The organism is Erythrobacter sp. KY5, from assembly GCF_003264115.1.
In the GTDB taxonomy this organism is placed as follows: domain Bacteria; phylum Pseudomonadota; class Alphaproteobacteria; order Sphingomonadales; family Sphingomonadaceae; genus Erythrobacter.
This window is the reverse complement of record NZ_CP021912.1, coordinates 3,276,716-3,302,714: the sequence shown is the minus strand read 5'-3', so window position 1 is coordinate 3,302,714 and position 25,999 is coordinate 3,276,716. Positions and strand designations below refer to the sequence as shown.

Genomic DNA, 25,999 nt, shown 5'->3' with positions numbered 1-25,999 from the left:
GTTTCACTTTGCTTTCTTGGTTAGAGCCGCGATGCGCTGCCGGTCGATGGCGCCGGTGGCGAAAGCGAGGCCGAAATAGACGATGGCGGCAGCCGCGACGAGCGCCGCGAGCGCGCCCAGCCGGGCAAAGAGCCCTGCCGAATACCAGTCCGTTAGCAGGTCATTCGCGTAGAACAAGGCCGCGCCCATGGCCGCCGCGGCGACCACCTGCCGCGCGATGCGAAGAAGCAGCACGCCCGGAATGCGATAATGCCCGCGCGCAGCCAGCACGATGAGCAGGAAGGCCACGTTGATCCAGGCGCCGATCACGCTGGCGAAGGCCACCCCGACGACGCCATAGGTGTCGAGCACGAGAATGCAGGTCGTTATGAACACGCCCAGCGAGATAAAGGCTGCGACCACCGGCGTCTTGGTGTCGGCGCGGGCGTAGAAGTTGGGCACCAGCACCTTCACCAGCACATAGGCGGGAAGGCCGAGCACGAGTGCAGCGAGAACTTCTCCAGTCGCACTCGCATCTGCAAGATCGAAGCGGCCTCCCTGGAAGATCATCGTCACGAAGGCTTCCGCACAGATCGCCAATGCGACCGCTGCCGGGATCGTCAGCAACATCGAAAGCTCGATTGCGTCGGACTGGATGCGGTCCGCGCCTTCTTTGTTCTCGCCCCCCACGAACTTCGAAAGCGTCGGCAGGATCGCGGTCGAAAGCGCAATGCCGATGATGCCGAGCGGCAACTGGTTCAGACGGTCGGCATAGTTCATGTAGCTGACCGATCCATCCTCAAGCTGGTTGAGGAAGTACAGCTGGACCAGCGTGTTGATCTGATACGCGCCGCCGCCAATCGCTGCGGGAAGAGCAATGATGCCGAGGCGCTTCACTTCAGGCGTGATGCGCGGCCACAGCAGCTTTGGCCTGAAACCCTCGACCCGCGTCCAGTAGTAGAGCCACGCAAGCTGCATCACCCCCGCGCCCGTCACCGCCCACGCGATGCCGTAGGCGATCTGCTCGACGCTCGCCCCGGTGTTGTCGGCAAACCATTCGCCCGTAAGCAGCGCCGCGATCAGGACGATGTTGAGGATGATCGGAAAGCTTGCTCCGGGCGCAAAACGCGAGACGCTGTTCAGCATACCTGTAAACAACGTCACGAGGCTGACGAGGATGATGTAGGGGAACATGATCCGCGCGAAATCGACCGCAAGCGGATAGGTTTCCGGATCGACCGGCTTCTCACTCAAGAGCCAGATTACCCCCGGCATCGCGATCTCGAAAACCGCGACCAGAGCGATCAGCACAGGGAGGAAAACGCTCAGCACATCGGCGCTGAACGAACGCGCTTCCTCCAGCCCTTTTTCCGGATCGTCATGACCGTGCAGCCGCTTAGAGAACATCGGCACGAAGGCGGCCGAGAACGCACCCTCGGCAAACAGGCGGCGAAAGACATTGGGGATGATGAATGCCTGAAACCATGCGTCGGTCACCGCATTGGCACCGAGGACGCGCGAGAAGATCATCTCGCGCGCCATTCCGGCAATGCGGCTGAGCATAGTCAGGGACCCGATGGTCCCGACATTTTTGAGCAGGCTCATCCCTAAAGGCCCGCGTTCAGGTCCAGCTTACGCGTCGCCCGAAGGGGCCGGCGGGGTGTCGCCACCTGCGCCCGCTTCCTGCTGGCGGCGTGCCTGAAGCTGCTGGATGTAAAGGCCATTGAAGTCGATCGGATCGACGTTCAATGGCGGGAAGCCTGCATCGCGAACGGCGTCTGAAACAACGCGGCGAGCGAAGGGGAACAGGATGCGCGGCGCTTCGGCGAAGAGGAAGGCGTGCGCCTGCTCATCGGGAATGTTGCGCAGGCCGACGAGGCCGCAATAGGAAAGCTCGACGATGTAGGCCGGGCCCTTGTCGGTGGTGGCGGTGACGTTGATCTTCAGTTCGACTTCGGTGACCTGCTCGCCCTTGGGCTGAGCGCCGATATTGAACTGCACGTCGACCTTGGGCGCATCGGTCCACTGGAAAACTTCGGGCGCATTCGGGTTTTCGACCGACATGTCCTTCACATACTGGGTGATGATCCCGGCTGCCGGCTGGTTGTCCGCGCCATTTGCGCCTGCGCCCGGATTGTTGAGGTCGGTGAGAATGTCGCCTTCTTCGGCCATGTGTCGCGTCTTTCGTAAGTTTGTCTGATGTCGCCGTGCAAGCCCGGTTGCCCGGCCCCTTGCAAAACGTTGATTTCGTCAAGGGCGCGCGCCTAGCAGGGGCGGGTGCGACAAGCAATGGGCAGCCTCCCAAACGTCTGTCGCGCGAAAGACGACCCTTGATTGCGCCATCACGGCACCACTTCGCGCCGAACTGCACCCTATTTGACGTTGGCGAATTGAATTTCATGCCTATTTATGGGACGAGACGCATCTGGCTGGAACACGCGCCGTAACTATGTATTGTTAGGGTGAAGCTGTCAGAAAGATGGTTGTCTGGACAAGATCAGGTGCATCGCCCCCGAGCGAAAGGGCCCCGCACCGAAAGGGTATCAAGGTACGAACGTGATTCTAGAAATCGTCATCCTCGCCATGATTGCGGCCTTTCTCGGGCTGAGGCTTTATTCCGTGCTCGGTCGCCGTGCAGAGCATGAAGAGGAATCTGTACCGCAGCGCTTCGACGCTGGTGACAAGCCTCAGGCTCAGACGCCGGTTGCCGGACAGCCCGCACAGCCTGCGCCCCAGCGCGCAATCGAACTCGAAGGCGTGATGCCTGCGGTCGAGCGCGGCGTGCGTGAAATCGCCAATGCCGACCGCTCGTTCGACATCGGCCAGTTCATGGACGGAGCGAAGGGCGCATACGAAATGGTCCTCGAAGCCTTCTGGCAAGGCGACAAGGAAACCCTGCGCGAATTGTGCGATGACGATGTCTATGCCGGTTTCTCCGCTGCCATCGACGCGCGTGAGGAAGCGGGGCACACGCTCGAAAACAAGCTTATCCGTATCGAGGAAACCCGCATTCACTCGGCTTCGATGGACGGTCGCATGGCCCGCATCGCGGTGCTGTTTGTCGCCGACATCGCAGCGGTGACGCGCGACAAGGATGGCGTCGTGGTCGCCGGTTCGCTCGACGATGCAATCGAAAGCCGCGACGTGTGGACCTTCAGCCGCAATATCGGCTCGCGCGATCCCAACTGGGTTCTCGACGAAACCGACGAAGGCTGATCCTGCGTGTGGGGCGGGCGCGCGTCTGATGCCGGGGTGATCTGGCTCGGCGGGCCTGACACCAGAACGCGCAGTTTCAAATCTGTCGGCGCAGGGATTGGCACAGCGCTGACCGCGCTTGTCCTTCTCACTGCCTGCGTCCGGCTCGTTCCCGAAAGCAATCCGCCGCGTCCCGTCGTAATGACGCCGCCACCGGCCGTCAGCGCCGCTGCCAACGCTGCGCTGGCTGGTGTCATACGCGGCCCAAGTGTCGGCACATTGCAGCTGTCTCGCGAAGATGCGGGGACCGCGCTTGCAAGCTACATCGAAAGCTGCCCGCAATTGCTCGCGCGCGAAGACCGCAGCGGGCTCGCCTATGGCGCAGACTGGCGCCCATCGTGCGAGGCCGCGATCAACTGGCCGGTCGGCGATGCGCCGCGCTTTTTCCAGCAACATTTCGAAACCGCCCGCATCGGCGATGGCAACGCCTTTGCGACCGGTTATTTCGAGCCGGAAATTCTCGGCAGCCGCACGCGGCGTCCCGGATATAACGTGCCGGTCTATGCCATGCCCGACGACCTCGTGCGATCATGGCCTGCCGATACGCCCCTGTCCGAACGCGAAGGCCGCGCGCCGCTGGGCCGTTATGACGATGACGGCAATTTCGTCCCCTATTACGAACGTGCCGAGATCGAGGATGGCGCTCTCGAAGGCCGCGTGCGGGTTATCGGCTGGGCAGCCGATCCGGTCGAGTTCTTCTTTTTGCAGATCCAGGGTTCGGGCCGCCTCCGCACGCCCGAGGGCGAAGTCATCCGCATTGGCTATGAAGGACAGAACGGGCGCGGATATACCGGCATTGGCGGCGTCATGCGTGAGCGCGGATTGCTCGGCGATGGGCCGGGGCAATATCCCGGATCGATGCAGGGCATCATGGCCTATATCCGCGAAAACCCGCGCGAGGGCCGCGAACTCATGCGCCTCAACAAGAGTTGGATCTTCTTCCGCGAATTGAACGGCGATGGCCCTCTGGGTGCGCTTGGTGTGCCCGTTCGGCGCGAGGCTTCGGTCGCGGCGGACCCCGCCTTCGTGCCGCTCGGAGCGCCGGTCTGGCTCGACCTTGACCGCGACGTTGCCGACGGGCTTTGGATCGCACAGGATACGGGCGGCGCGATCAAGGGAGCGAACCGCTTCGACACCTTCTGGGGTGCAGGCGCCGATGCCCGCGAGATCGCTGGCGGGATGAGCGCTCGCGGTAGAGCGCTCCTGTTGCTTCCCAAGGGCACTGTCGCACGCCTCAACGACCGGCGATGAGCGTCCCTCGCGGCCTTAGCGAAGCGGAGCAGACCGCATGGGCGGCGCTTGCGCAAAGCGTGACGCCGTTACCGGGCAAGCGCGTACCCTCTCAGCCAGCAACCGATGCGCCCGCGAAACAGGTAGCCAAACCCGCCCCGCCGAAGCCCGCACCTTCCAAGGCGAGACCTGCGGCTGCTACTACGGCCCGCCCACAACCTGCGCCGGCGACGCCGCGCCGCATAAAGCCTGACCCGGGTCTCGATTCGCACTGGAACCGCAAGCTCAAGGCAGGCCAGATCGCGCCCGACTACACGCTCGACCTGCATGGCCACACGCTCGATGCCGCCTATGGCCGGATCATGGACGGGATCGACCAGGCGCGCAGCATGGGAGCGCGCGTGGTCCTGGTAATCGCGGGGCGAGAGCGGCCAGCCGACCCTGCTGACAGGTCGACCAAGCGCGGGGCGATCCGGGCCAAGCTGCTCGACTGGCTTGCCGCGAGCCATCACGCCGATGCCATCGCTGCGGTCCGCCGCGCGCATATCCGCCATGGCGGCGAAGGCGCGCTCTACCTTGTGCTGAGGCGCCCGCGCTGATCGTAGCTTACCAGAACAGCATCACGTTCATCAGACGGCCCGGAATGGCGAAGCTGAAGATGCCGGGGATCATCAGCGCCCCAAGGAACAGGCTGACGATTTCCGCCTTGTGACCCTTGATATCGCCCGCACGCGCTGTCTTCACGATCAGCCATGAAGCGCGATAGGTGAACGGCACGAAGATGTGGATCCACGAAAGCGCCATGCCGTCATGGATGAACAGGGTCGATGTTGCCGTGATGACCATCAGGGCGACCCAGAGCTTGCCGAGCTGTTTGTGCATCGGCGTGCCCTTGCGAGCGATGAGCAGGTAAAGACCAAGCGGAACGCACGGAATAACCGTCACGATATGGAACATGACCGCCACGTTTCCGAGATGCGGCTGGTCTGGCGTGAAGCCTAGCAAAGCGCGGGCGATGGCGAGAATGCAGACCGCCGTCATCAGCGTGCCCGACACCAGCACGAGAGCGCGCGTCACCGGTCCAAGATCCATGACGCCGGCAGGCTCGTTGTAACGCTTGAGAGCTGCGAGGGGGTTTGAGGTGATGGCTGCGGTCATAGCTGTTTCTCCGTTTGGGTAAGGCGTTGCAGCCACCGTGCCGCGCGCCCGTTCGCCGGCAATCGCCCCTTCGCGGATCGGCGCGCCGCTTCGCGAAATGGCGCGCAAAACCCGCAGATTGCCGAGCTTTGCCACTTTACGAAGCGCGAACGGGCAGGCATTTCTGGGCCATGGCGCAGGCTTCACGCGAACAGTCGACGGGCACGGATATGGGCAGGGGCAGGCTGTTTCTGCGCAAGACCTTGTCCGATCTTGCCATCATGGCGGTGATCGGCGTCTTCCTTGCCGTGATCGGCCCCTTCGGCTCGATTGATCAGCCTCTTGCCGTGCGGTTGATCTCGTGGCTGGCCTTCGCCTTTGCGGGCTATGCAATCTATTCGCCGATGGGATTTTTTGTCGATCGCGCTCACAGGGCGCTCGATCTGCCGATCGCGCCCTTGTGGTTCGTCGGAGTGCTGATTGCGACGGTGCCGATGGCTGCGCTTGTCTACATCGTGCAATTCATGCCCGACTGGCCGCCGATGCCGCCGCTCGAAGAGGCGCTGACGACCTATTCCTACGTTTTCGTAATAGGGGGAGCGGTGACGCTGCTTTTTAATGTGCTGGGCGCGCGAAGCCGGGAGGAACCGCCTAAGCCAAAAGACCGGATCGAGGAGGTCGTGGTCGGTGGCAGCGCCGAGGTGCGGTCCGCCACAAGCGAGGCGAGCCGGGCCGAAAACCCGCTTCTCGACCAGTTGTCGCCCGAACTTGGCAGCGATGTGATCGCGTTGGAGATGGAGGACCATTACGTGCGCGTCCATACGCCGCTGGGGTCTGAGCTGGTGCTGATGCGGCTGCGCGATGCGATGGTGCATGTCGCTCATATCGAAGGGCGGCAGGTCCATCGCAGCTGGTGGGTTGCGCGCCTCGCGGTCGAGGACGTCAAGCGCGAAGGGCGCAATGTCCGCCTCGTCCTTGAAACCGGGATCGAAGCGCCGGTTGCACGTGCGCAGGTCAGCGAATTGAAGGCGGCAAGCTGGATCTAGGCGCGCGCCGCGCGAACCATCGGGGTCATCACCGGCGAGGAGCCGTGCTGGATCTCCCCAATCGCCTCAAAACCGTGGCGTTCGTAAAGCGAGATGTTTCGCGGATTGGACGATTCAAGATAGGCAGGCATCCCGCTTTCATCGACCACGGCGAGTGCATGTTTCATCAGCGCCGCACCCAGCCCCTGTCCCGTCGCAAAAGGATCGGCCGCGATCATGGGTAAGTACCAGCATGGCTCCGCGGGGTGAAAATCGTCCATCTGCGCCATGAAGGCGCCGATCTCCTCCATGCGCTCAGGAGCGACGCTTTGCGCGGCGAGCATCTGCATGCGCTCGCCATCCGGCTCCACCTCAGGCGGGAGCCACATGGCGGCCGCGCGCCCGCATTGCGTTTCGTAGACGCTGTCATGCGCAAAGCCGTTTCCGCCAAAGGCGTCGACGAATTGCGGTTGGATTTCGAGATAGGTCGCAGGATCGGGCCAGACCCAGCGCGCCACCGGATCGGTCGCAAAGCCGAGCGTTATCGTGCGCACCACCGCCTCGCGCCGATCCTCACCTGCTCTCACGACTGTTACCGGTTGCACCCGCGTCTCCTCTGTCCTGCTCCCAGGTGCCGACAATAGCGCTGCGCCCGCATACGAGAAAGGCCCCCGGTTTTCCTTTCCTTGGACGGAGGAAAGCCGGAGGCCTCTTGCGACCCTGACCTTGTTTGCAATCGCGGTCAGGGCTGGGGGGCTGGTTGAGACAGTCGCTCAGATGGCGAAGCAGCCTGCGTTCATGACCTTGTTCCAGGCGGCGATGAAGTCATGCACGAACTTCTCCTCGCTGCCGCTTTCGGCATATACCTCGCACTGCGCGCGCAGTTGCGAGTTGGAGCCAAAGATAAGGTCGGTGCGGGTTGCGCGGTACTTCTCTTCACCGGTCTTGCGGTCGGAGCCGACATATTCTTCATCGCCCGAACCATCGACCACTTCCCACCGGGTGCCCATGTCGAGCAGGTTGGTGAAGAAGTCCGGGGTTAGCTGGCCGGGACGGTCGGTGAGGACGCCGATCCGGGAGCCGTGCTCGGCATGTTTGCTCACCGCGCCCAGAGCCCGCATCCCGCCGACCAATACGGTCATTTCGGGGATCGAGAGGCCCAGAAGATGCGCCTTGTCGATCAGCATGTCCTCGGTCTTCACGCTTGCCTTGGTCTTGAGGTAGTTGCGGAAACCATCGGCAAACGGCTCCAGCGGCTCAAAGCTCTCGGCGTCGGTCATCTCGTCGGTGGCATCGCCGCGCCCTCCGGTGAACGGGACCGAGACGCTGAAGCCCGCATCTGTGGCCGCCTTCTCGACCGCTGCGGCACCTGCAAGCACGATCGCATCGGCCATGCTTATCGAACCGCGATGCTCGTCGATTGTGCTCAGAACCTTCGCCAGTTCTTCGGGGTCGTTCGCAGCCCAGTCCTTTTGCGGGGCAAGGCGCACGCGCGCTCCGTTCGAACCGCCGCGGTGGTCGGACCTGCGATAGGTCGAAGCCGACGCCCAGGCCGCTTTCACAAGTTCGCTGACCGAAAGGCCCGAGCCAAGGATCGCGTCCTTGAACGCGGAGACATCGCTGTCCGAAGGCGCGGTTCCGGCGGGTACCGGGTCCTGCCAGATCAGGTCTTCTTCGGGCACTTCGGGGCCCTGATAGCGGACCTTGGGGCCCATATCGCGGTGGCACAGCTTGAACCATGCGCGCGCAAAGGCGTCGTCGAGTTGTTCAGGGTTTTCCATGAAGCGCTGGGCGATCTTGCGGTATTCGGGATCGCGTTTCAGCTGCATGTCGGCGGTGGTCATCATCGTCGGGACCTTTTTCGAAGGGTCCCGCGCATCAGGCGCCATGTCGGCTTCTTCCTGATTGATCGGCTGCCACTGGTTCGCGCCCGCCGGGCTTTGCACCAGTTCGTAATCATACTTGAACAGCAGCCGCAGGTAGTCGTGGCTCCACGAGGTCGGGTTGTTTGACCACGCGCCTTCGATGCCCGAAGTGGTGATGTGGCCCTTGCCGATTTCCTCGGCATCGTTGAGCCAGCCAAAGCCCATCAGTTCGAGCGCCTCGCCTTCGGGAGCGCCGCCGAACGTGTCGGAGGGCTGTGCGCCATGGGCCTTGCCGAAAGCGTGTCCGCCTGCGGTCAGAGCGACCGTTTCCTCGTCGTTCATGGCCATGCGGGCGAAGGTCTCGCGAAGGTCGCGCGCGGCGCCTTCGTCGTCATGCGGGTTGCCGCCGGGGCCTTCCGGATTGACGTAGATGAGACCCATCTGGATCGCGGCGAGCGGGTTTTCGAGCGCCCGGCCTTCATCGGGTTGGATGCGCGTTTCCGCGCCCGTGTCGACCCACTTTTCCTCGGTGCCCCAATAGACCATTTCGGGCTCGTAGACGTCAGCGCGGCCACCGCCGAAACCGAAGACCGGTCCGCCCATCGATTCAATCGCGACATTGCCGGCGAGGATGTAGAGGTCGGCCCAGCTGATGCCCTTGCCGTATTTCTGCTTGATCGGCCAAAGCAGGCGGCGCGCCTTGTCGAGATTGCCGTTGTCGGGCCAGCTGTTGAGCGGGGCAAAGCGCTGCTGACCTGAGCCTGCGCCGCCGCGTCCGTCGCCCGTGCGATAGGTGCCTGCGGCGTGCCACGCCATGCGGATGAAAAACGGACCGTAATGGCCGTAATCCGCCGGCCACCAGTCCTGGCTGTCGGTCATCAGCGCGGTAAGGTCGTCCTTCAGCGCCTGATAGTCGATCGCGTTGAACGCGCTCGCATAATCGAAGTCTTCGCCATAGGGATTGGCGGACTTTCCTTCCTCGGTCAGCAGGTCCAGCTGGGTGGTTTCTGGCCACCAGTCCATGTTGGTGCGGCCCAGAAGCGTGCGGGTGCCGCCATCGCCGTGGAATGGGCAGCCACTCATTTCGCCAGTTTTCGCGTCCATGAAGTTCTCTCCTCTCTCAGGGGACTCGGACAATATCCGAGCGTGATGACAGGAGAATGATGGAGCGGGCTTGATCAGTCCAATCGATTAAAGTGCGAAGATTGATTGGATTTTGCGATCTGTGTGCGAAACCGCCTCCGCGGTTTCGTCCTCGCTAGATTGCCTCCGCCCAAAAGGTTTTGGGCTGCGGCCCCGCTGCGGGCGAGCAGTCGCCCTTGCGACGCCGATGGCGTCGTGGCGGGCGCCACATGGCTGACCAGTAAGGGAACGATCGCATCTGCGATCGCAAGCCCGACTGGGCGCTCGCAGGTGCCCCGAAGCGTAGCGGAGGGAAACGCACCGAGGACGCTCGCCCGGATGGGCGAGCGCAAAGCCAATCACGCAGCCTGGGCGATTTCGTCGATTGGCTCGTTGCGGATGAGGTAGTCGAACGCGCCCAGACCTGCGGTTGCGCCGGTGCCCATCGCGACGACGATCTGCTTGTCCTTCACCGTGGTCGCGTCGCCTGCTGCATAAATGCCGGGCAGGTTGGTCGCGCCGTGGTCATCGACGACAATCTCGCCGAATTTCGACAGTTCGAGACCCGTATCCGCCAACCATTCGGTGTTGGGCACAAGGCCGATCTGTACGAACACGCCTTCGAGTTCGATCCTGCGTTCGTCGCCGCTTGTGCGGTCTTTGAGCACGAGGCCCGATACCCGGCTTCCATCGCCGATGATTTCGGTCGTCTGGCCGCTGGTGATGATCTCGACATTATCCATGCTGCGCAGCTTGCGTTGCAGCACTTCGTCGGCGCGCAGGTTCTTGTCGAATTCGATCAGCGTCACATGGCCGACGATCTTGGCGAGGTCGATCGCTGCCTCAACGCCCGAATTGCCGCCGCCAATTACCGCGATGCGCTTGCCCTTGAAAAGCGGGCCGTCACAGTGCGGGCAGTAGGCCACGCCTTTGTTGCGATATTCGGCTTCGCCCGGAACGCCAAGGTTGCGCCAACGTGCGCCGGTCGAAAGGATGAGGCTGCGCGATTTGAGCACTGCGCCGTTTGCCAGCGTCACTTCGTGCATGCCGCCTGCTTCGGTAGCGGGCTTGAGCTCGGTTGCGCGGGCGAGGTCCATCATGTCGATCTCGTTCTCGGCTACCTGTTTCTTCAGATCGTCAGAAAGCTTGGGCCCTTCGGTGTAGGAGGTGCCCGGCAGGTTTTCGATGCCGAGAGTGTCCTGAAGCTGTCCGCCGAAGCGTTCAGCCGCGATGCCGGTGCGGAAACCCTTGCGTGCAGTGTAGATCGCCGAAGCCGCACCTGCGGGCCCGCCGCCGATTACCAGCACTTCGAACGGGTCTTTCGCCGAAAGCTTCTCGGCTGCCTTGGCGTCGGCGCCGCTGTCGAGCTTCGACAGGATTTCGGCGAGCTCCATCTTACCGTTGAAAAAGCTTTCGCCGTTAAGGAACGTCGCGGGAACCGCGAGCACGCCGCGTTCCTCGACTTCATCCTGAAAGGTGCCGCCCTCGATCAGGGTGGCGGTGATATGCGTGTTTTCGAGCGCCATCAGAGTCAGCGCCTGCACCACGTCGGGGCAGTTGTGGCAGGAAAGCGAGAAGAACATCTCGAACTCATAATCGCCTTCGAGCGCGCGAACCTGTTCGATAAGGTCGGCGTCAACTTTGGGCGGATGTCCACCCGCCCACAGCAGCGCGAGCACCAGCGAAGTAAATTCGTGGCCCATCGGAAGGCCGGCAAAGCGTACCCACTTGTTCGCATCCGATGCACGGCGAATGATGAAGCTGGGCTTCCTTTCATGCGTGCCATCGAACGAGGCGGTGACCATCTCGTGCAATTCGGCAATTTCGCTCAACAATTCGCGGGTCTGCGCGGACTTTTCATCGTCGCCCAGTGAAGCGACGAGTTCGATCGGCTCGCGAAGATTGGCGAGATATTGCTTGAGCTGGGTCTGCATGTTTGCGTCGAGCATGGGTGTGCACCTTTGCCTGAGAAAACGTGGGAGGTCCGGCGCGCAGGGCCGAACCTGAAATTTGGGAAAAAAGAGCCCGAGGCCTGACTTTGGGGGGGAGGGGGAGGGTCAGGCCCCGGGCTTCAAACGACCCGGTTAAAGCCGGGTATGGGTGGGGCGCGCGGCGAGGGAGAGAGGGGAGGTCAGCCGCGCGCGCCCTATCTTGTTTTGTCTAAACTCAGATCTTGCCAACTAGATCCAGAGAAGGTGCAAGAGTTTCGCTTCCTTCTTCCCATGCGGCCGGGCAAACCTGGCCGGGATTGTTGCGGACATACTGAGCTGCCTTGATCTTGCGGGTCAGTTCGTTGGCGTTCCGGCCAACACCTTCGCAGGTGATTTCCATGATCTGGATCACGCCGTCGGGGTCGACAACGAACGTCGCACGATCGGCAAGGCCGACGCCTTCGCGCAGCACGCCGAAGTTGTTGGCAAGAACGTGGTTCTGGTCGCCAAGGAACGGGAACTTCAACTTGCCGATCTTGTCGGAAGTGTCGTGCCATGCCTTGTGGCTGAAATGCGTGTCGGTCGAAACGGCGAAGACTTCAACGCCCATCGACTGAAGCATGTCGTACTTTTCGCCAAGATCTTCGAGTTCGGTCGGGCATACGAAGGTGAAGTCAGCCGGGTAGAAGAAGAAAACCGCCCACTTGCCTTCGATGTCTGCCTGCGAAACGTCGTAGAAGTCCTCGCCAGCCTTGAAGGCCGTCGCGGTGAAAGGCTTGATGGTCGAACCGATGATACCCATGGGTGTGTTTCCTCGTAGAGTTGAATGTGAAATGGAGAGGTCGGAATTTTGTTCCCGACCCAAATAGTGATTGATGCGCTGCACAAAAATTGATTGTTGCGATTGCGAAGATCGGTATTTTCAATCACGCTTTCGGGAACAATCGAAAAGTCCGATGAGGGCGTGCGCAGTCCCGGTCGCGGCGCACTATTCGGGAGCAAGCACTTCGATGCTGTCGCGGTCCCACTGCGCGAGCACCTCTTCCCAGCCCCAGCGCTGCTTCCACCCCAGCGCCTCGCGCGCAGCCGTTGCATCGTACACCCTGTCGACGCTGTCCGGGAGGCTCCAGCCGCGCGCATCGAAAGCCCTTGCAAGGTCGGGGACGCGCTCGCGGATTACATCGGCAGCGCTGGCGGCGAGGTCATTGCAATCCTCTTTGCCAAAAGGCGTCGCGCCGGAAATGATGAAGCGTTCAAACGGCGCGCCTTCGTGGGTGAGCGCCAGCCGGTGGCACGTCCCCACACCGCGTGCATCCACGCCGCGATGCAGTCGGAGAAGCGCCATCGTCGGAGCAGGTTCAGGAAAGCAGCGCGACATGCGCATCACCCGCACGGGCATGGCATGGGAGGCGGCTTCTTCAAGAAACGCCTCCGCCGCAAGATTGGTGCGGTGGTAAATGCTCTTTGGTGCGGGCTGGGTCTCGTCGGTCACCCAGGTGCATTCGCCCGGCACGATGGCATTGCCGTAAAGCGCGGTTGTGCTGGTGTAGACGAAGCGCTTGACCCCGCTCTTCGCGGCAAGATTGAATAGCGTGCGCGTGCCTTCGACATTGACGCGCTCGAATTCCCCATCGCTCAGGATGCCGACATGGGGGGCGTGAGGGCCTGCTGTGTGGATCACCGCATCGGCCCCTTCAAGCGCAGGGGCAATCACATCTGGCTCAGCGCAATCGCCTACGATATGCGTGGTGGAGAAGGTGTTGCGGTCTATGCCGGCAACCCGATATTCGCTCGCAAGCGCGCCGAATATCGCGCGGCCAATGCGGCCCGAAGATCCGGTGAGAACGACCCTCTTCACATATTTGCCGTGATCCGCTTGGCTTCGCGAAAACTCACCAGCCGCTTTCGCTCTTCATCCCACAAGGCGAGCAGGAACAGGCGCGGGGTCTGTTTAAGCGTGATGCGATTGACCTCGGCCAGCTCTGGATATTCCTTCAGCACATCGGGAAGGCGATAGAAGGGGATACGGCTCATCAGGTGATGGACGTGGTGGATCCCGATATTGCCAGTGAACCAGTGCAGCCAGCCGGGCAGATGGAGATAGGAGCTGCCCGCAAGCGCATGTGCGTGAAACTCCCAGTCTTCGCGATTGTCCCATGCGACCTCGTCAAACTGGTGCTGGACGTAAAACAACCAGACCCCGATCGAGGCCGCTGTTACCAGCACGGGCACGAAGACCAGCGCCGTCGTCGCGATGCCAAAAGCGAAAGCGAGGCCGACCAGGATCGCGGCGGTCACCGCATTGGTCGCCAGCGCGCTCACCCAATAGATCGCGCCCGCCTTCATCAGTCCGACGGGCAGGCGGTGGCGCAGCAGGAACAGGTAGGCAGGCCCAAGGCCAAGCAGCACGACAGGGTGGCGATAAAGCCGGTAGAACCCGCGCGCGATCCGCCCCTTCTGCATGTATTCATTGACCGTCAGCGTATCGACATCGCCGAACCCGCGCGCGTCGAGATTGCCCGTGCTCGCATGGTGAAGCGCGTGGCTGCGCCGCCAGCAATCGTACGGGGTCAGCGTAAACACCCCGATCCCGCGCCCGACCCAGTTGTTGCTCCCCTTCTTGCGAAAGAACGCCTCATGCCCGCAATCGTGCTGGATAATGAAAAGCCTGAGCAGGAACAGCCCGGCGACCGGAGTAAGCAAAAGCGCGATGTAATACCCCGCCTCGACCGCGAACAGCATGGCGGCGAAAGTGGCCGCAAAGGGGAGGAAGGTGACCGCAAGCTCCCACCCGCTGCGGCTCGCGCGCGGGGTGCGAAAACGGGCAAGGGTGCGAGCGATGGCCCGCGGATTGTCGGTGTCGATGCGATCCTGACTGGGGTTCTGATCGTGGTCGGATCTTGCCATGGCGTGTAAATTCTCTCCCGCGCAGCCAGAGGACGCTGCGTGTCCTTGTCCTTCGCCGTGAAGAACGCCCGCGTCAACATGCGCATTAGTCATGACGCATTCGTGAACCCCGTATGCGCGAGCGGTTAGCGGCGAGGTAACAATTACGAGTCTAAAACCCTTCCCGCACAATCGTTTGCGCGAAGGGGAACGCGATGCCTGCTGCCGATGCCGTTTTCGACATGGACGAACTGCGCCGCCGCGCATGGGAAACCACCGTGCCCGCCGGGGGCGACTATCAGGCGCAAACGGACGAGCGGCTGGACTGGCTCGACAAGGGAACGCCCGAAGACTGGCATCGCTTCGCAATCGGCTTCAACTGGAGCGACAATATCGAACCGCTCTACTGGATCGCGCGGCAGGAACAGTGCGAGATGGCAACTGCACTCCACATTTTCTGGCACGCCTGCCCTGAATGGGAGCTGATGAAGCTCGCCGAGGGTGAGCCGATCTACGACCGCGACGAGGCAGCGATGGTCGAATACATCGCCAAGCGGATCGCGGCCAAGGGCTACAAGCGGCGCAAGATAGCCTGGGACGCGAATTCCCTGCACAAGAGAGACTATGACGAAATGCGAGCCTTCGTCGCCAGGATCGACAATCCACCCTGGAAACCTCACCGCGATTTGTTGAGGTCGATCTGGGGCAAGGAAGTGATGGACGGGCCCGAGGCGTGGGAAGAGCGCCCGGAAAATGTGCGCACCGGCTTCTGGCTCGATCTGCCAAAGAGCGATATCGTCACTTGGGTGATGCGCGAGGCGCGCGATGAAATGCGCCCGACTTTCTTCAACCTCTTCGCTATCGGCGGGCTGCTTGCCGCGACGGTCGAATTCCTGAACGATCCGGCCAGGTGGTGGCTCCACCTCATCGGCTGCATTGTGATGATCGGTTGGTGGAGCTGGGGCATCAGCGCTTCGACTTCGACCGTGCGCAGCCTCATGCGCTCGGAGCTGAAAATCGTGCCCACGCGCCAGATGGCGTTGACCTATCTCGCTCTGGTCGCAATTGGAGCGCTGTGGTTGCAGGGCTACTTCGCGTTGAGCGCCATTTTCGCGGAGGCAAAGGACACTAGCTTCGAAGCCCGAGCGATCAAGGCCGCCGTCTGCGTCGTCTGGATTGCACCGTTCTGGTTCGGCCTCAGATGGGCGGCTGAGCAATATACATACCGGCATCTGTTCCGGTAAAGGCGCTACCGCTCACCCACCTGAGCGCGTGATTGTACGCGCTATCGCTCACCCCACCTGCGCCCGGTGCATCAGCTTCGCGTCGGCCAGGACCAGCGCCATCATCGCCTCGACCACCGGCGTGCCGCGAATGCCGACGCAGGGGTCATGGCGGCCCTTGGTTCGGACCTTGGTGGCTTCTCCCTCCGAAGTGATCGAATCCACCGGCGTCAGGATCGAGGAGGTCGGCTTGAACGCCACGCGGCACACGACCGGCTGTCCTGTAGAGATACCGCCTGCCGTGCCGCCGGCATGGTTGCTGGCGAAGATCGGCTTGCCGTCCTTGCCCGGGCGCATCGGATCGGCGTTCTGCTCGCCGGTCAGGCGCGCAGCTTCGAAGCCGTCGCCGATCTCGACGCCCTTGGTCGCGTTGATGCTCATCATCGCGGCGGCAAGCTCGCTGTCGAGCTTGGCATAGACCGGCGCGCCCCAGCCTGCGGGCACACCTTCGGCCACGCATTCGACCACCGCACCCAGCGACGATCCATTCTTGCGGGCAAGGTCGACCAGTTCCTCCCAGCGCTTCGCCGCCCAGCTGTCCGGGCAGAAGAACGGATTCTGGTCGATGATGTCGTAATTGATCGCATCACGCTCGATCCGGTCGCCGCCAAGCTCGCATACGAAGCCGGTGATCGTGACTTCCGGGATAATCAGGCGAGCGACCGCACCCGCCGCCACGCGCGCTGCGGTTTCGCGCGCGCTTGACCGACCGCCGCCGCGATAGTCGCGGATGCCGTATTTCGCGTCATAGGTGTAATCGGCATGACCGGGGCGATAGCTTTGCGCGATCTCCGAATAGTCCTTCGAACGCTGGTCGGTGTTCTCGATCATCAGGTGGATCGGCGTGCCGGTCGTCACCTGATCGCCCTCGGACGTGGTGAAGACGCCCGACAGGATCCGCACCGCGTCGGCTTCCTTGCGCTGGGTCGTGAACTTGTTCTGGCCCGGTTTGCGCGCATCCATGAAGGGCTGAATGTCGGTTTCGCGCAAGGGAATGCCCGGCGGGCACCCGTCCAGCACCACGCCAAGGCCGGGACCGTGGCTTTCCCCCCATGTCGTGAATCGCAGGGACCGTCCGAAAGTGTTGAAGCTCATGTCCCCAAGCCTTTAGCGAAAGCGGCGGCCCTGTCGAGAATTCAGCCGATTTCCTACACGCAGGCGCGACGATATGGTGTGCGATCATGATGAACGGATAAGGCCGTGGCGGAGCGAAAAATGCGGACGAAAACCGGAAAGTCACACATCCAACAGCGGATTTTCCAAATTGCGCCATTGAAAGAGGGACTTGCTCAGGTTTCGCAGTTTTTCAAAGCATACCGATGCGTGGTCCACCCTGCGCTGGCGATAAGCGGCGCTGAGGGCTGGCGCTTGACGATGCAATGCGGCAGGAACAAACCATGATTGCAAAGCTGAATGGACGGTTGGACGAAACCGGCGAGGACTGGGCCATCGTCGATGTGTCTGGCGTGGGCTATCTCGTCCACTGCTCGGCACGCACGCTTGCGGCGCTGGGCGAAGTGGGCGAGGCGTGCACCGTCCACACCGACCTTCAGGTGAGCGAGAACGATATGCGCCTGCTGGGCTTTGCGGAAAGCGCAGAGCGCGACTGGTTCCGCCTGCTGACACAGGTCCAGGGCGTTGGGTCAAAGGTCGGCCTTGCGATCCTGTCGGCGCTCTCGACCGGCGAATTGCGCGATGCCTGCGCTGCGGGCGATGCGGCGATCGTCGCGCGGGCGAACGGTGTGGGGCCAAAGCTGGCAGGCCGGATCGTCAACGAGCTCAAGGACAAGGCCGGCGCGCTGCCCGGAGGCGGGTTGGCAGGCGTTGCGGTGGGAGCGGCAAATCCGGCGGGATCGGCGAGCGCTGATGCGGTGAGCGCGCTTGAAAACCTCGGCTTCAAACCCGCCATCGCCGCACAAGCCGTTGCCCGCGCCACCGCCGAATTGGGTGAGGATGCACCCGAAGGCGACCTCATCCGCGTTGCCCTCAAGAAAGCAGCATCATGAAACACGCTCTCGCCCTTGCTCTTGCAACGCTCATCGCAAGTCCCCTCTCTGCCCAACAGGCGAGCCGAGAGGGTTTCGCGACCGGCCCCGTCTTCGATGAATTCGGCCCGCACGCGCCGGTCCCGACTGCCGAGCCGATCCCCAGCTTCTCCCGCTTCGAGATCGCCTTCGACGTCGCCACCGCCGCCGACGATGGCGCGCGCAATCGCGGGTTCGAGAGTGCAGCCCGCTTCATGAACATGCACGTCGCAGCCGGAGTGCCCGAAGACCGGATCAAGCTCGTGGTGGTCGTGCATGGCCGCGCGGCAGGCGACCTCGTGAGCGGCGAGGGCAACGTGTCCGAGGCGATGATCCAGGCAATGCTCGATCGCGGCGTCCGCTTCATCCTGTGCGGTCAGAGCGCGGCGGCTCGCGGCGTCAATCCCGACGAGCTGATCGAGGGCGTTGAGATGCAGCTCTCCGCCATGACCGCCCACGCGCTGCTCCAGCAGCAGGGCTATACGGTGAACCCGTTTTGAGGAGGGAACCAGAATGCGGACTACCATCTTCGTCTCCTTGTTTGTGCTGACCGCTTGCGGCGTCGCTCCCAATGAAGACGCACCAGCAGAAAGCATGGAGGCAAATGATCCCTCTCTCGTGACCCGAGAGGGATTCGCTGCTGCAGGACTGGCGTGGCCGCTCACGGTAGAAAGCGGGCGGTTGGGCTGCACGCAAATGGCTCGCTGGGTTGAAGTTAATGGCACTCGATATGGGCTTAATGGCCTTGCCAGTGCGGAGCGCGGGTACGCAGAGCTTGAGGACATTTGGGCAGTCGATGAGGATATGATGGCGGAGTTTGCCGACGCTGGCGCGGTCGACATTCCCACGGTGCGGATAAATATCGGTGACATGAGCTCCCAGGCGGATGCTTTCTGCGAATGACCGAAGCAGCTCCCATCCACTCTGGCGAGAACCAGCCCGGCGACCCGGACACCGCTCTGCGGCCCAAGCGGCTTGCCGAGTTCATCGGGCAGGAGGGGGCCAAGGACAATCTGCGCGTCTTCATCGATTCAGCGCGCGCGCGGGGGGAGGCGATGGATCACACGCTGTTCCACGGGCCGCCGGGGCTGGGCAAGACGACGTTGGCGCAGATCGTCGCGGGCGAGCTTGGCGTGGGGTTTCGGGCGACCAGCGGCCCGGTGATTGCCAAGGCGGGCGACCTCGCCGCGCTGCTCACCAACCTTGAGCCGCACGACGTGCTCTTCATCGATGAGATCCACCGCCTCAATCCGGTGGTCGAGGAAGTGCTCTACCCCGCGATGGAGGACCGCGCGCTCGACATCATCATCGGCGAAGGCCCCTCTGCGCGCAGCGTGCGGATCGACCTGCCGCCCTTCACTCTGGTCGGGGCAACGACGCGGCAGGGCCTCCTGACAACGCCGCTGCGCGACCGTTTCGGTATCCCGGTGCGCCTGCAGTTCTACACCCATGAGGAGCTTGACCAGGTGGTGAACCGGGCCGCGCGGCTGCTGGGGCTGAACATGGACCCTGCGGGCGCGCGCGAGATCGCTCGCCGCTCGCGCGGGACGCCGCGCGTGGCGGGGCGGCTGCTGCGACGCGTGCGTGACTTTGCCCAGGTTGCAGGGGAAGCCACCGTGACCCGCGCGATGGCGGACGACGCGCTCACCCGGCTCGAGATCGACCGGCTCGGGCTCGATGCGATGGACCGCCGCTACCTCACCATGATCGCCGAAACCTACAAGGGCGGTCCGGTTGGCGTGGCCGCGCTTTCGGCGGGACTGGCGGAGCAGCGCGACACGGTCGAAGAAGTGATCGAACCCTACCTTATCCAGCTTGGCCTGATCGCCAGAACCGAGCGCGGGCGCATGCTGAACGATGCCGGATGGGAGCATCTTGGAGTCGCAAAACCCGTCTCGCGCAGCGGCTCTCAGCCCTCGATGTTCGACGAAAGCGACTAACGAAACTCCCGTTTTCGGTGTCAAAACGGGACAGCGCCCCCGAAAACCCGCCGAATCCGGGCTTTCAAGGCCGCTAACGCGCGCCAAACATGGTTAACCACATTGCCGTGAACCGAACTTCAATCCCATGACAGTATTGGATTTGGTGAAGTTGCGGGTGGGCCGCATCCAGCCAAGACAGGCAAACAAGGTTCGGTTCTATGTCGATCAAACTCGCAACAGCGAAGCTCGCAGCAACCGCTGCAGGCATCGCCCTTCTGCAGGGTGGAGCAGTGCGCGTCGCAGAGCCGATGAACACCGACCAGCCCCGCTTCACAACAGATGCCAATGGCAAGCTTGTCGAGACGCAGCCGATCGCAGTGAAGGGCATGCCCGAGCCGATCTACGTCAAGGATCAGCCGCGCATTCGCGAACTTCCTCCGCTTCCTGAACCCGATCGTCGCCGCCGCATTGTCGAGCGCACGATCGAATGTCAGCCAATCCCCGGCGGCTTCGGCGGCGCTGGCGCAGGATCGGTCGCTTATGGTGGCGGCCCGCTCCCAGCTGGCGCGACAAGCGCATATATCGACGCGGCTGAATGCCCGCCGATCGCACAAGTCGCCTACGCACCTGCTCCGCTTCCCCCGCTTCCGCCCATCACCGGCGGCGGCGGCGGCTTTGGCGGCCCGGTATTCGGCGGCGGTTTCGGAGGCGGCTTTGGCGGCGGTTTCGGAGGCGGCTTCATCGGCGGTTTCTTCGGCGGTGGTGGATCGTCCTCGGGCGATCTCGGCGTTTCGACCACGACCACGACTTCGGGCGGCGACTTCAGCTCAACCACCAGCGGGGGCAGCTTCAGCACCTCGACCAGCGGCGGTTCCAGTTCGACTTCGAGCGGCGGCTCAAGCACGTCGGGGGGCGGTTCGTCAGGTGACATCAACATCGACATCGACGTCGATGCCTCGACATCGTCCGGCACGATATCCTCGACCACTACATCGGGCAGCGTGACCTCGACCTCGTCAACCGGCTCGATCAGCTCATCCACCGGCGCTGTTTCGTCCAGCACAGGCGGCGTATCGACTTCCACCGGCGGCGTTTCCACGTCGACCGGCGCGGTCTCGACCTCGACCGGCGGTGTATCCAGTTCAACCGGCGCGGTCTCGACCTCGTCCGGCAACGTCTCAAGCTCATCGGGCAATGTATCGAGCTCTTCCGGTAACGTATCCAGCTCCTCAGGCAACGTTTCAAGCTCCTCGGGCAATGTCAGCAGCTCTTCGGGCAACGTATCGTCGAGTTCGTCGTCGAGCAGTTCCTCGTCGAGCAGCTCGTCGTCTTCTTCGTCGAGCTCGTCCTCGGGCGGTGACAACGGGTCGAGCAGCGGTTCGTCGGGTGGTTCGGGTTCGTCGAGCTCTTCCAGCTCGTCCTCTTCAAGCTCGTCTTCGTCCAGCTCCAGCTCGGGCGGTGCGACCAGCGGTGGTAGCTCGGGCAACATGACCAGTTCGACCAGCTCGTCCTCATCTTCGAGCAGCTCGTCTTCAAGCAGCTCCTCGTCGGGCGGCAGCTCCAGCGGTCATCCGGGCACCACGACCGGCGGCTCTTCCGGCGGATCGGGTTCGTCGAGCAGCTCTTCGAGTTCCTCGTCGTCCTCCAGCGGCTCGTCGTCGGGTGGTTCGTCGGGCGGCAGCAATGGCGGCTCGTCCAGCTCGTCGTCTTCGGGCTCTAGCTCGAGCAGCTCCAGCTCCTCAGGCGGCAGCACGTCGAGCTTCGGTGGATCGTCATCGTCCAGCTCGTCGGGTTCTTCGTCGAGCAGCAGTTCGGGCGGCAGCACGTCCAGCTTCGGCGGCAACAGCAGCAGTTCGTCGTCCTCCAGCTCCAGCTCGTCATCGTCTTCGTCGAGCAGCGGCGGCACCGAAGTGCCAGCACCGCCGATGATGATCCTGTTCGGCCTCGCCGCAGCGGCGATCCTCGGGCGCAAGAAGTTCAAGGTCGAAATGGCAGACGCGTAAACTACACGCGCATCGCTGACCTCGAAAGACTAAGGGCGGCACCCCCCACGGGATAGCCGCCCTTTTGCTGTCTGCCTGATTTTGCGGTGACCCTAGGGGGTTTCGATCGCTTCGCCCGCTTCCTGCCAGGCAAGGATCCCTCCACCAAGATGGGCGGCAGGCTTGCCAGTGTGAGCGGCCAGCTTCTCGCCTGCAGTGGCGGAGCGTCGGCCCGAGCGGCAATAGAGCACGACTTCGCGGCCATCGCTGAGGTCGAGGCTTGCCGGATCGAACTGGTCAAGCGCGACATGCTCCGCGCCGGGAATGGTGCCGCGTGCGACCTCTTCCGAAGTCCGCACGTCGATGAGGCGAGTGCCGCCGGAATCGAGCCGGGCACGAAGCTCATCGACCGACAGGTCAACCACCGCCGCCGTCGCGGCCACGCCCGGGATGGCTTCTTTCGCCATCGCCAGTTCGTAGCCGAGTGGCGGTGCCGAATCGCGCCCCTCGTCCTTATCCTTGCTCGGCGCGCAGGCCGCGAGGGCGAGAACGGTAAGCGAGGACAGGAAAAGGCGCGATTCGATCATGTCTGCTCCTTAAGCGGCGAGCTTGCGCAGCACGTATTGGAGAATGCCGCCGTTGCGATAATACTCCATTTCGTTCGCCGTATCGATACGGCAAAGCGCATTGAAGGTGAAGGTCGTGCCGTCGCCGCGGGTGGCTTCGATTTCCACGGTCTGGCCCGGCGTAAGGTCTGCAAGGCCCTTTATCGAGAAGGTGCAGTCCGAATCGAGCTCAAGCGTTTCGCGCGTGGTGCCTTCCTCGAACTGAAGCGGCAGAACACCCATTCCGACGAGGTTCGACCGGTGAATACGCTCGAAGCTTTCGACGATGACCGCGCGAACGCCCAGAAGGATCGTGCCTTTCGCCGCCCAGTCGCGCGAGGAGCCGGTGCCGTATTCCTTGCCGCCCACGACGATCAGCTGCGTGCCGTCCGCCTTGTGCTTCATGGCAGCATCGTAGATCGGCATCTGCTCGCCGTTATAGGTGGTGTATCCGCCCTCGACGCCGGGGACCATTTCGTTGCGGATGCGGATGTTGGCGAAGGTGCCGCGCATCATCACATCGTGGTTGCCGCGGCGCGAGCCGTAGGAGTTGAAGTCCTTCTTCTGCACCTGGTTCGATTTGAGGTATTCACCTGCGGGCGAATCTTCCTTGATCGCACCTGCGGGGGAGATGTGGTCGGTGGTGACGCTGTCGCCGAGGATCGCGAGCGGCTTTGCATCGACGATGTCAGTGATCGGGGCAGGGGTCATGTCCATGCCTTCGAAGTAGGGCGGGTTTGCGACATAGGTCGAACCGGCGCGCCACTGATAGGTGTCCGACGGTTCAACCGTGATGGCCTGCCAGTGCTCGTCACCGTCATAGACGTTGGCATAGCGGTTCACGAACATTGAGCGGTCGATATTGGCCGCGCGGTGCTCTGCGACTTCGGCGTTGGTCGGCCACAGGTCGGCAAGCATAACGTCGTTGCCGTCTTGGTCCTGTCCGATCGGAGTGGTGGTGATGTCCTCTGTCACCGTGCCCTTCAGCGCGTAGGCGACGACCAGCGGCGGCGAGGCGAGAAAGTTGGCGCGCACGTCAGGCGAGACGCGGCCTTCGAAGTTGCGATTGCCCGAAAGCACGCTGGCCGCGACGATGTCGTTGCCATTGATGGCGGCGCTGATCGGCGGCGCGAGCGGACCGCTATTGCCGATGCAGGTGGTGCAGCCATAGCCGACAAGGTCAAAGCCGATCGCGTTGAGATCGTCCTGCAGGCCCGACTTTTCGAGATAGTCGGTTACCACCTGCGATCCCGGTGCAAGGCTGGTTTTCACCCAGGGCTTAGGCTTCATGCCGCGCTCATTCGCCTTCTTGGCGACGAGGCCGGCTGCGATCAGCACGTCGGGGTTGGAGGTGTTGGTGCACGAGGTGATCGCGGCGATTACCACGTCGCCATCGCCAATATCGTGGTCCTTGCCATCGACCGGGGTGCGCTCTGCGCCCGCCTTGTTGTAAACGGTCTTGAGCTCGCCATTGAACAGTTCGTCAACTTCGGGAAGGATCACGCGGTCCTGCGGGCGCTTGGGACCGGCCAGGCTCGGGACGACCGAGGATACGTCGAGTTCAAGCGTTTTGGTAAAGACCGGCTCATTGGCCGGATCGAACCACATGCCCTGTTCCTTGGAATAGGCTTCGACAAGCGCGATTTCTTCTTCGCTGCGGCCGGTGAGGCGCAGGTATTCAATCGTCTTGTCGTCGATGCCGAAGAAGCCGCAAGTCGCGCCATATTCAGGCGCCATGTTGGCGATGGTCGCGCGGTCGGCAAGGGTGAGATTGGCAACGCCCTCGCCGTAGAATTCGACGAAGCGCCCAACGACGCCCACTTCGCGCAGCATCTGGACACAGGTGAGCACAAGGTCGGTCGCGGTCACGCCTTCGGCCATCTTGCCCGTCAGCTTGAAGCCGACAACTTCGGGAATGAGCATAGAGATCGGCTGACCGAGCATCGCGGCTTCGGCTTCGATCCCGCCGACGCCCCAGCCCAGAACGCCAAGGCCGTTGATCATTGTGGTGTGACTGTCAGTGCCCACGCACGTATCGGGGTAGGCGACCATGTTGCCGTCCGCATCTTCGGACGACCACACGCCGCGGCCGATATATTCAAGGTTCACCTGATGGCAGATACCGGTTCCCGGAGGCACGGCGGTGAAGTTCTTGAAGCTCTTCGAACCCCATTTGAGGAAGTCGTAGCGTTCCGCATTACGCTCATATTCGAGCGCCATGTTGGCTTCCATCGCCTTGGGGTGGCCAAACTCGTCGACCATGACCGAGTGGTCGATCACGAGATCGACAGGCACCTGCGGATTGATCTTCTGCGTATCGCCGCCAAGAGCCTTGATCGCATCACGCATCGCGGCAAGGTCAACGACGCAAGGCACGCCGGTGAAGTCCTGCAGCAGAACGCGCGCCGGGCGATACTGGATCTCGTTACCGGTCTTGGGGTCGTTCTGCCAGTCGACGATTGCCTGAATGTGATCGCGGCCCACGGTGAAACCTTCGTCCTCGAAGCGCAGCAGGTTTTCCAGCAGGACTTTCATCGAGGTCGGGAGCTTCGACACATCGCCCAGCTGATCGGCCGCTTTGGCGAGCGAATAGTAAGCGTAGCTCTTGCCGTTCACATCGAGGGTGGAACGCGTCGAAAGGGTGTCCTTGCCGGTGGCTGTCATGGGGTATCCATCCTTTTTAGGGGCCCGCGAATGTGATCCCATTTGCGGGCGGAAAATCTGTCGCTGCAACTGCTAGAGAGAAGGGGCTAGGTCAAGGGGAAGCGCCCGATTTGCGACCTTTTGCTAGTCGAATCTGCCCACGTGCACGCTCAGGCGGGTGCGGGCTGGCGTGCGCGGCCCTTTCGTGTCGCCAGCCAGCACCCCGTCACGATCAGCGCCGTGCCCGCCATCGTGGGGATCGTGACTGCCTCGCGGAAGAAGAGCCAGCCAAGCACGCTCGCCCACAAAAAGCCCGAATATTCGATCGGGACCAGCGCCTGCGCCTCCGCTCTTGCGTATGCCCACGCAAAGGCCATGGCGCCGCATACGGTCAGAACCCCGGCAAAAACCAGCGGCAGGATCGCCTCGCTAGCGATTGGCGTCGCGAAGAACGGCGTGCCGAGCAAAAGAACCGCGCCGCCAACCCCGCTATGGAAGGTGGCGATCTCGACCGGTCCTGCTACTTGCGACTGCCGCCGGATGACGATGAAATTATAGGAATACAGCAGCGCCGAGACGAGCAGCGATGCAAGGCCAAGCGCTGCGTCATTGTCGAAACTGTCCTGCCCGATCTTGCCGCTGATGATCACGATCGTCCCTGCAAAGCCCAGCAGGCTTGCGAAGATCGCCTTGGGCTGGATCACCTCTCCCAGCAATATCCTCGCCAGGTAGAGTGCGATCAGTGGGGCGATGAAGCTGATTGCTATGGATTCGGCGAGCGGGAGCTTGGTCAGCGCATAGAAGAAGGTCAGCGCCATGAATGCCGAAATGATCCCGCGTTCGATATGAAGCTTTAACGTCGCCCATTTAGGCCAGCCCGTGCGCTGCCAAAGCCAGAACGGCGCGATGATCGCCGCACCGATGAGCGAGCGCAAGATGGTGGCCGTATAGGTCCCTGTCGCAAGCGCGGCTTCCTTCATGAAAGCGTCCATGGTCGACAGGCATCCCACGCCCAGCGCCGCGATGGCGAAGGGGATCAGCCGGGAGAGGGGAGAGGGCTCGCTCATCGTCGCTTCGCTTTAGTGTCAGTGTGGGTCTGCGTCACGTATC

24 protein-coding genes are annotated in these 25,999 nt (G+C 62.6%); 9 read left to right on the top strand and 15 right to left on the bottom strand.

Annotated elements, in window-relative coordinates:
* Nucleotides 1–3: 3 nt before the first annotated feature.
* Nucleotides 4–1,584, bottom strand: coding sequence for a murein biosynthesis integral membrane protein MurJ (gene murJ, locus CD351_RS15605; RefSeq protein ID WP_111993483.1), 1,581 nt, complete (start codon nt 1,582–1,584; stop codon nt 4–6).
* Nucleotides 1,585–1,611: 27 nt separating this feature from the next.
* Nucleotides 1,612–2,151: a protein-export chaperone SecB gene (gene secB / locus CD351_RS15600; protein WP_111993482.1), complete on the bottom strand. Its 540-nt coding sequence runs from the start codon at nt 2,149–2,151 to the stop codon at nt 1,612–1,614.
* A gap of 384 nt (nt 2,152–2,535) precedes the next feature.
* Between secB and CD351_RS15595 the strand changes: the two genes are divergently transcribed.
* From CD351_RS15595 to CD351_RS15585, 3 genes are all read left to right on the top strand, one after another.
* Nucleotides 2,536–3,195: a Tim44/TimA family putative adaptor protein gene (locus tag CD351_RS15595; RefSeq protein WP_111993481.1), complete on the top strand. Its 660-nt coding sequence runs from the start codon at nt 2,536–2,538 to the stop codon at nt 3,193–3,195.
* Nucleotides 3,196–3,291: 96 nt separating this feature from the next.
* Nucleotides 3,292–4,485, top strand: a complete 1,194-nt coding sequence (locus CD351_RS15590) for a murein transglycosylase A (protein WP_174214329.1) — start codon at nt 3,292–3,294, stop codon at nt 4,483–4,485.
* Nucleotides 4,482–5,063, top strand: coding sequence for a Smr/MutS family protein (locus CD351_RS15585; protein ID WP_111993480.1), 582 nt, complete (start codon nt 4,482–4,484; stop codon nt 5,061–5,063). Before CD351_RS15590 ends, CD351_RS15585 begins: the two co-directional genes overlap by 4 nt.
* Nucleotides 5,064–5,070: 7 nt before the next feature.
* On the opposite strand, the gene CD351_RS15580 is transcribed toward CD351_RS15585, so the two are convergent.
* Nucleotides 5,071–5,757: a DUF2306 domain-containing protein gene (locus CD351_RS15580; RefSeq protein ID WP_234027163.1), complete on the bottom strand. Its 687-nt coding sequence runs from the start codon at nt 5,755–5,757 to the stop codon at nt 5,071–5,073.
* Between the two features lie 35 nt (nt 5,758–5,792).
* Here CD351_RS15580 and CD351_RS15575 point away from each other — a divergent pair, with 35 nt between their 5' ends.
* Nucleotides 5,793–6,647 (top strand): LytTR family DNA-binding domain-containing protein, encoded by an 855-nt coding sequence (locus CD351_RS15575; protein WP_111993479.1) that lies wholly within the window; start codon nt 5,793–5,795, stop codon nt 6,645–6,647.
* Here CD351_RS15575 and CD351_RS15570 read toward each other — a convergent pair.
* The 6 genes from CD351_RS15570 to CD351_RS15545 all read right to left on the bottom strand — a co-directional run bounded on the left by CD351_RS15570 (nt 6,644) and on the right by CD351_RS15545 (nt 14,451).
* Nucleotides 6,644–7,231 carry an N-acetyltransferase gene (locus tag CD351_RS15570; protein ID WP_111993478.1) on the bottom strand — a complete coding sequence of 196 codons (588 nt, stop codon included), beginning with the start codon at nt 7,229–7,231 and terminating at the stop codon, nt 6,644–6,646. The genes CD351_RS15575 and CD351_RS15570 overlap by 4 nt on opposite strands.
* A 168-nt stretch (nt 7,232–7,399) precedes the next feature.
* On the bottom strand, nt 7,400–9,595 hold the full coding sequence (gene katG / locus CD351_RS15565) for a catalase/peroxidase HPI (protein WP_111993477.1): 2,196 nt from the start codon (nt 9,593–9,595) through the stop codon (nt 7,400–7,402).
* Nucleotides 9,596–9,972: 377 nt separating this feature from the next.
* On the bottom strand, nt 9,973–11,562 hold the full coding sequence (gene ahpF, locus CD351_RS15560) for an alkyl hydroperoxide reductase subunit F (RefSeq protein ID WP_111993476.1): 1,590 nt from the start codon (nt 11,560–11,562) through the stop codon (nt 9,973–9,975).
* Between the two features lie 217 nt (nt 11,563–11,779).
* Nucleotides 11,780–12,346 (bottom strand): alkyl hydroperoxide reductase subunit C, encoded by a 567-nt coding sequence (gene ahpC, locus CD351_RS15555; protein WP_111993475.1) that lies wholly within the window; start codon nt 12,344–12,346, stop codon nt 11,780–11,782.
* Between the two features lie 186 nt (nt 12,347–12,532).
* Entirely contained in the window at nt 12,533–13,402 is an 870-nt protein-coding gene (locus CD351_RS15550) for an NAD(P)-dependent oxidoreductase (RefSeq protein WP_111993474.1), read from the bottom strand.
* Entirely contained in the window at nt 13,399–14,451 is a 1,053-nt protein-coding gene (locus CD351_RS15545) for a fatty acid desaturase (RefSeq protein ID WP_234027162.1), read from the bottom strand. Before CD351_RS15545 ends, CD351_RS15550 begins: the two co-directional genes overlap by 4 nt.
* Nucleotides 14,452–14,645: 194 nt before the next feature.
* On the opposite strand from CD351_RS15545, the gene CD351_RS15540 reads away from it, so the two are divergent.
* On the top strand, nt 14,646–15,674 hold the full coding sequence (locus CD351_RS15540) for a DUF4274 domain-containing protein (protein ID WP_111993472.1): 1,029 nt from the start codon (nt 14,646–14,648) through the stop codon (nt 15,672–15,674).
* A 48-nt stretch (nt 15,675–15,722) separates the two neighbouring features.
* Here CD351_RS15540 and aroC read toward each other — a convergent pair whose 3' ends face one another.
* Entirely contained in the window at nt 15,723–16,808 is a 1,086-nt protein-coding gene (gene aroC / locus CD351_RS15535) for a chorismate synthase (RefSeq protein WP_111993471.1), read from the bottom strand.
* 302 nt (nt 16,809–17,110) lie between these two features.
* On the opposite strand from aroC, the gene ruvA reads away from it, so the two are divergent.
* Genes ruvA through ruvB form a run of 4 tightly spaced genes read left to right on the top strand, consistent with a single transcriptional unit; the run spans nt 17,111 to nt 19,677 of the window.
* A complete protein-coding gene (gene ruvA, locus CD351_RS15530; RefSeq protein WP_111993803.1) occupies nt 17,111–17,719 on the top strand; it encodes a Holliday junction branch migration protein RuvA in 609 nt (202 codons plus the stop codon).
* Nucleotides 17,716–18,237, top strand: coding sequence for a DsrE family protein (locus CD351_RS15525; protein WP_111993470.1), 522 nt, complete (start codon nt 17,716–17,718; stop codon nt 18,235–18,237). The genes ruvA and CD351_RS15525 overlap by 4 nt, the downstream gene beginning before the upstream one ends.
* A gap of 13 nt (nt 18,238–18,250) precedes the next feature.
* Nucleotides 18,251–18,640, top strand: a complete 390-nt coding sequence (locus tag CD351_RS15520; RefSeq protein WP_111993469.1) for a hypothetical protein — start codon at nt 18,251–18,253, stop codon at nt 18,638–18,640.
* Entirely contained in the window at nt 18,637–19,677 is a 1,041-nt protein-coding gene (gene ruvB / locus CD351_RS15515) for a Holliday junction branch migration DNA helicase RuvB (RefSeq protein ID WP_111993468.1), read from the top strand. The genes CD351_RS15520 and ruvB overlap by 4 nt, the downstream gene beginning before the upstream one ends.
* 601 nt (nt 19,678–20,278) lie before the next feature.
* On the opposite strand, the gene CD351_RS15510 is transcribed toward ruvB, so the two are convergent.
* The 5 genes from CD351_RS15510 to CD351_RS15490 form a co-directional block, all read right to left on the bottom strand.
* Nucleotides 20,279–21,148 carry a hypothetical protein gene (locus CD351_RS15510; RefSeq protein WP_111993467.1) on the bottom strand — a complete coding sequence of 290 codons (870 nt, stop codon included), beginning with the start codon at nt 21,146–21,148 and terminating at the stop codon, nt 20,279–20,281.
* A gap of 78 nt (nt 21,149–21,226) precedes the next feature.
* Nucleotides 21,227–21,565, bottom strand: coding sequence for a hypothetical protein (locus tag CD351_RS15505; RefSeq protein WP_199797888.1), 339 nt, complete (start codon nt 21,563–21,565; stop codon nt 21,227–21,229).
* A gap of 189 nt (nt 21,566–21,754) precedes the next feature.
* Nucleotides 21,755–22,228, bottom strand: coding sequence for a rhodanese-like domain-containing protein (locus CD351_RS15500; RefSeq protein ID WP_111993466.1), 474 nt, complete (start codon nt 22,226–22,228; stop codon nt 21,755–21,757).
* A gap of 9 nt (nt 22,229–22,237) precedes the next feature.
* Complete coding sequence (gene acnA / locus CD351_RS15495) at nt 22,238–24,910, bottom strand: aconitate hydratase AcnA (protein ID WP_111993465.1); 2,673 nt, start codon at nt 24,908–24,910, stop codon at nt 22,238–22,240.
* Nucleotides 24,911–25,059: 149 nt separating this feature from the next.
* Nucleotides 25,060–25,956 (bottom strand): DMT family transporter, encoded by an 897-nt coding sequence (locus CD351_RS15490; RefSeq protein WP_111993464.1) that lies wholly within the window; start codon nt 25,954–25,956, stop codon nt 25,060–25,062.
* Nucleotides 25,957–25,999: the final 43 nt, after the last annotated feature.

What these genes read in the sequence shown, in the direction of transcription:
- murJ (WP_111993483.1), bottom strand. Translation starts at nt 1,584, where the DNA reads ATGAGCCTGCTCAAAAATGTCGGGACCATCGGGTCCCTGACTATGCTC.
- secB (WP_111993482.1), bottom strand. Translation starts at nt 2,151, where the DNA reads ATGGCCGAAGAAGGCGACATTCTCACCGACCTCAACAATCCGGGCGCA.
- CD351_RS15585 (WP_111993480.1), top strand. Translation starts at nt 4,482, where the DNA reads ATGAGCGTCCCTCGCGGCCTTAGCGAAGCGGAGCAGACCGCATGGGCG.
- CD351_RS15575 (WP_111993479.1), top strand. Translation starts at nt 5,793, where the DNA reads ATGGCGCAGGCTTCACGCGAACAGTCGACGGGCACGGATATGGGCAGG.
- katG (WP_111993477.1), bottom strand. Translation starts at nt 9,595, where the DNA reads ATGGACGCGAAAACTGGCGAAATGAGTGGCTGCCCATTCCACGGCGAT.
- ahpF (WP_111993476.1), bottom strand. Translation starts at nt 11,562, where the DNA reads ATGCTCGACGCAAACATGCAGACCCAGCTCAAGCAATATCTCGCCAAT.
- ahpC (WP_111993475.1), bottom strand. Translation starts at nt 12,346, where the DNA reads ATGGGTATCATCGGTTCGACCATCAAGCCTTTCACCGCGACGGCCTTC.
- CD351_RS15545 (WP_234027162.1), bottom strand. Translation starts at nt 14,451, where the DNA reads ATGGCAAGATCCGACCACGATCAGAACCCCAGTCAGGATCGCATCGAC.
- CD351_RS15540 (WP_111993472.1), top strand. Translation starts at nt 14,646, where the DNA reads ATGCCTGCTGCCGATGCCGTTTTCGACATGGACGAACTGCGCCGCCGC.
- aroC (WP_111993471.1), bottom strand. Translation starts at nt 16,808, where the DNA reads ATGAGCTTCAACACTTTCGGACGGTCCCTGCGATTCACGACATGGGGG.
- ruvA (WP_111993803.1), top strand. Translation starts at nt 17,111, where the DNA reads ATGATTGCAAAGCTGAATGGACGGTTGGACGAAACCGGCGAGGACTGG.
- CD351_RS15525 (WP_111993470.1), top strand. Translation starts at nt 17,716, where the DNA reads ATGAAACACGCTCTCGCCCTTGCTCTTGCAACGCTCATCGCAAGTCCC.
- CD351_RS15520 (WP_111993469.1), top strand. Translation starts at nt 18,251, where the DNA reads ATGCGGACTACCATCTTCGTCTCCTTGTTTGTGCTGACCGCTTGCGGC.
- ruvB (WP_111993468.1), top strand. Translation starts at nt 18,637, where the DNA reads ATGACCGAAGCAGCTCCCATCCACTCTGGCGAGAACCAGCCCGGCGAC.
- CD351_RS15510 (WP_111993467.1), bottom strand. Translation starts at nt 21,148, where the DNA reads ATGTTGCCCGAGCTACCACCGCTGGTCGCACCGCCCGAGCTGGAGCTG.
- CD351_RS15500 (WP_111993466.1), bottom strand. Translation starts at nt 22,228, where the DNA reads ATGATCGAATCGCGCCTTTTCCTGTCCTCGCTTACCGTTCTCGCCCTC.
- acnA (WP_111993465.1), bottom strand. Translation starts at nt 24,910, where the DNA reads ATGACAGCCACCGGCAAGGACACCCTTTCGACGCGTTCCACCCTCGAT.
- CD351_RS15490 (WP_111993464.1), bottom strand. Translation starts at nt 25,956, where the DNA reads ATGAGCGAGCCCTCTCCCCTCTCCCGGCTGATCCCCTTCGCCATCGCG.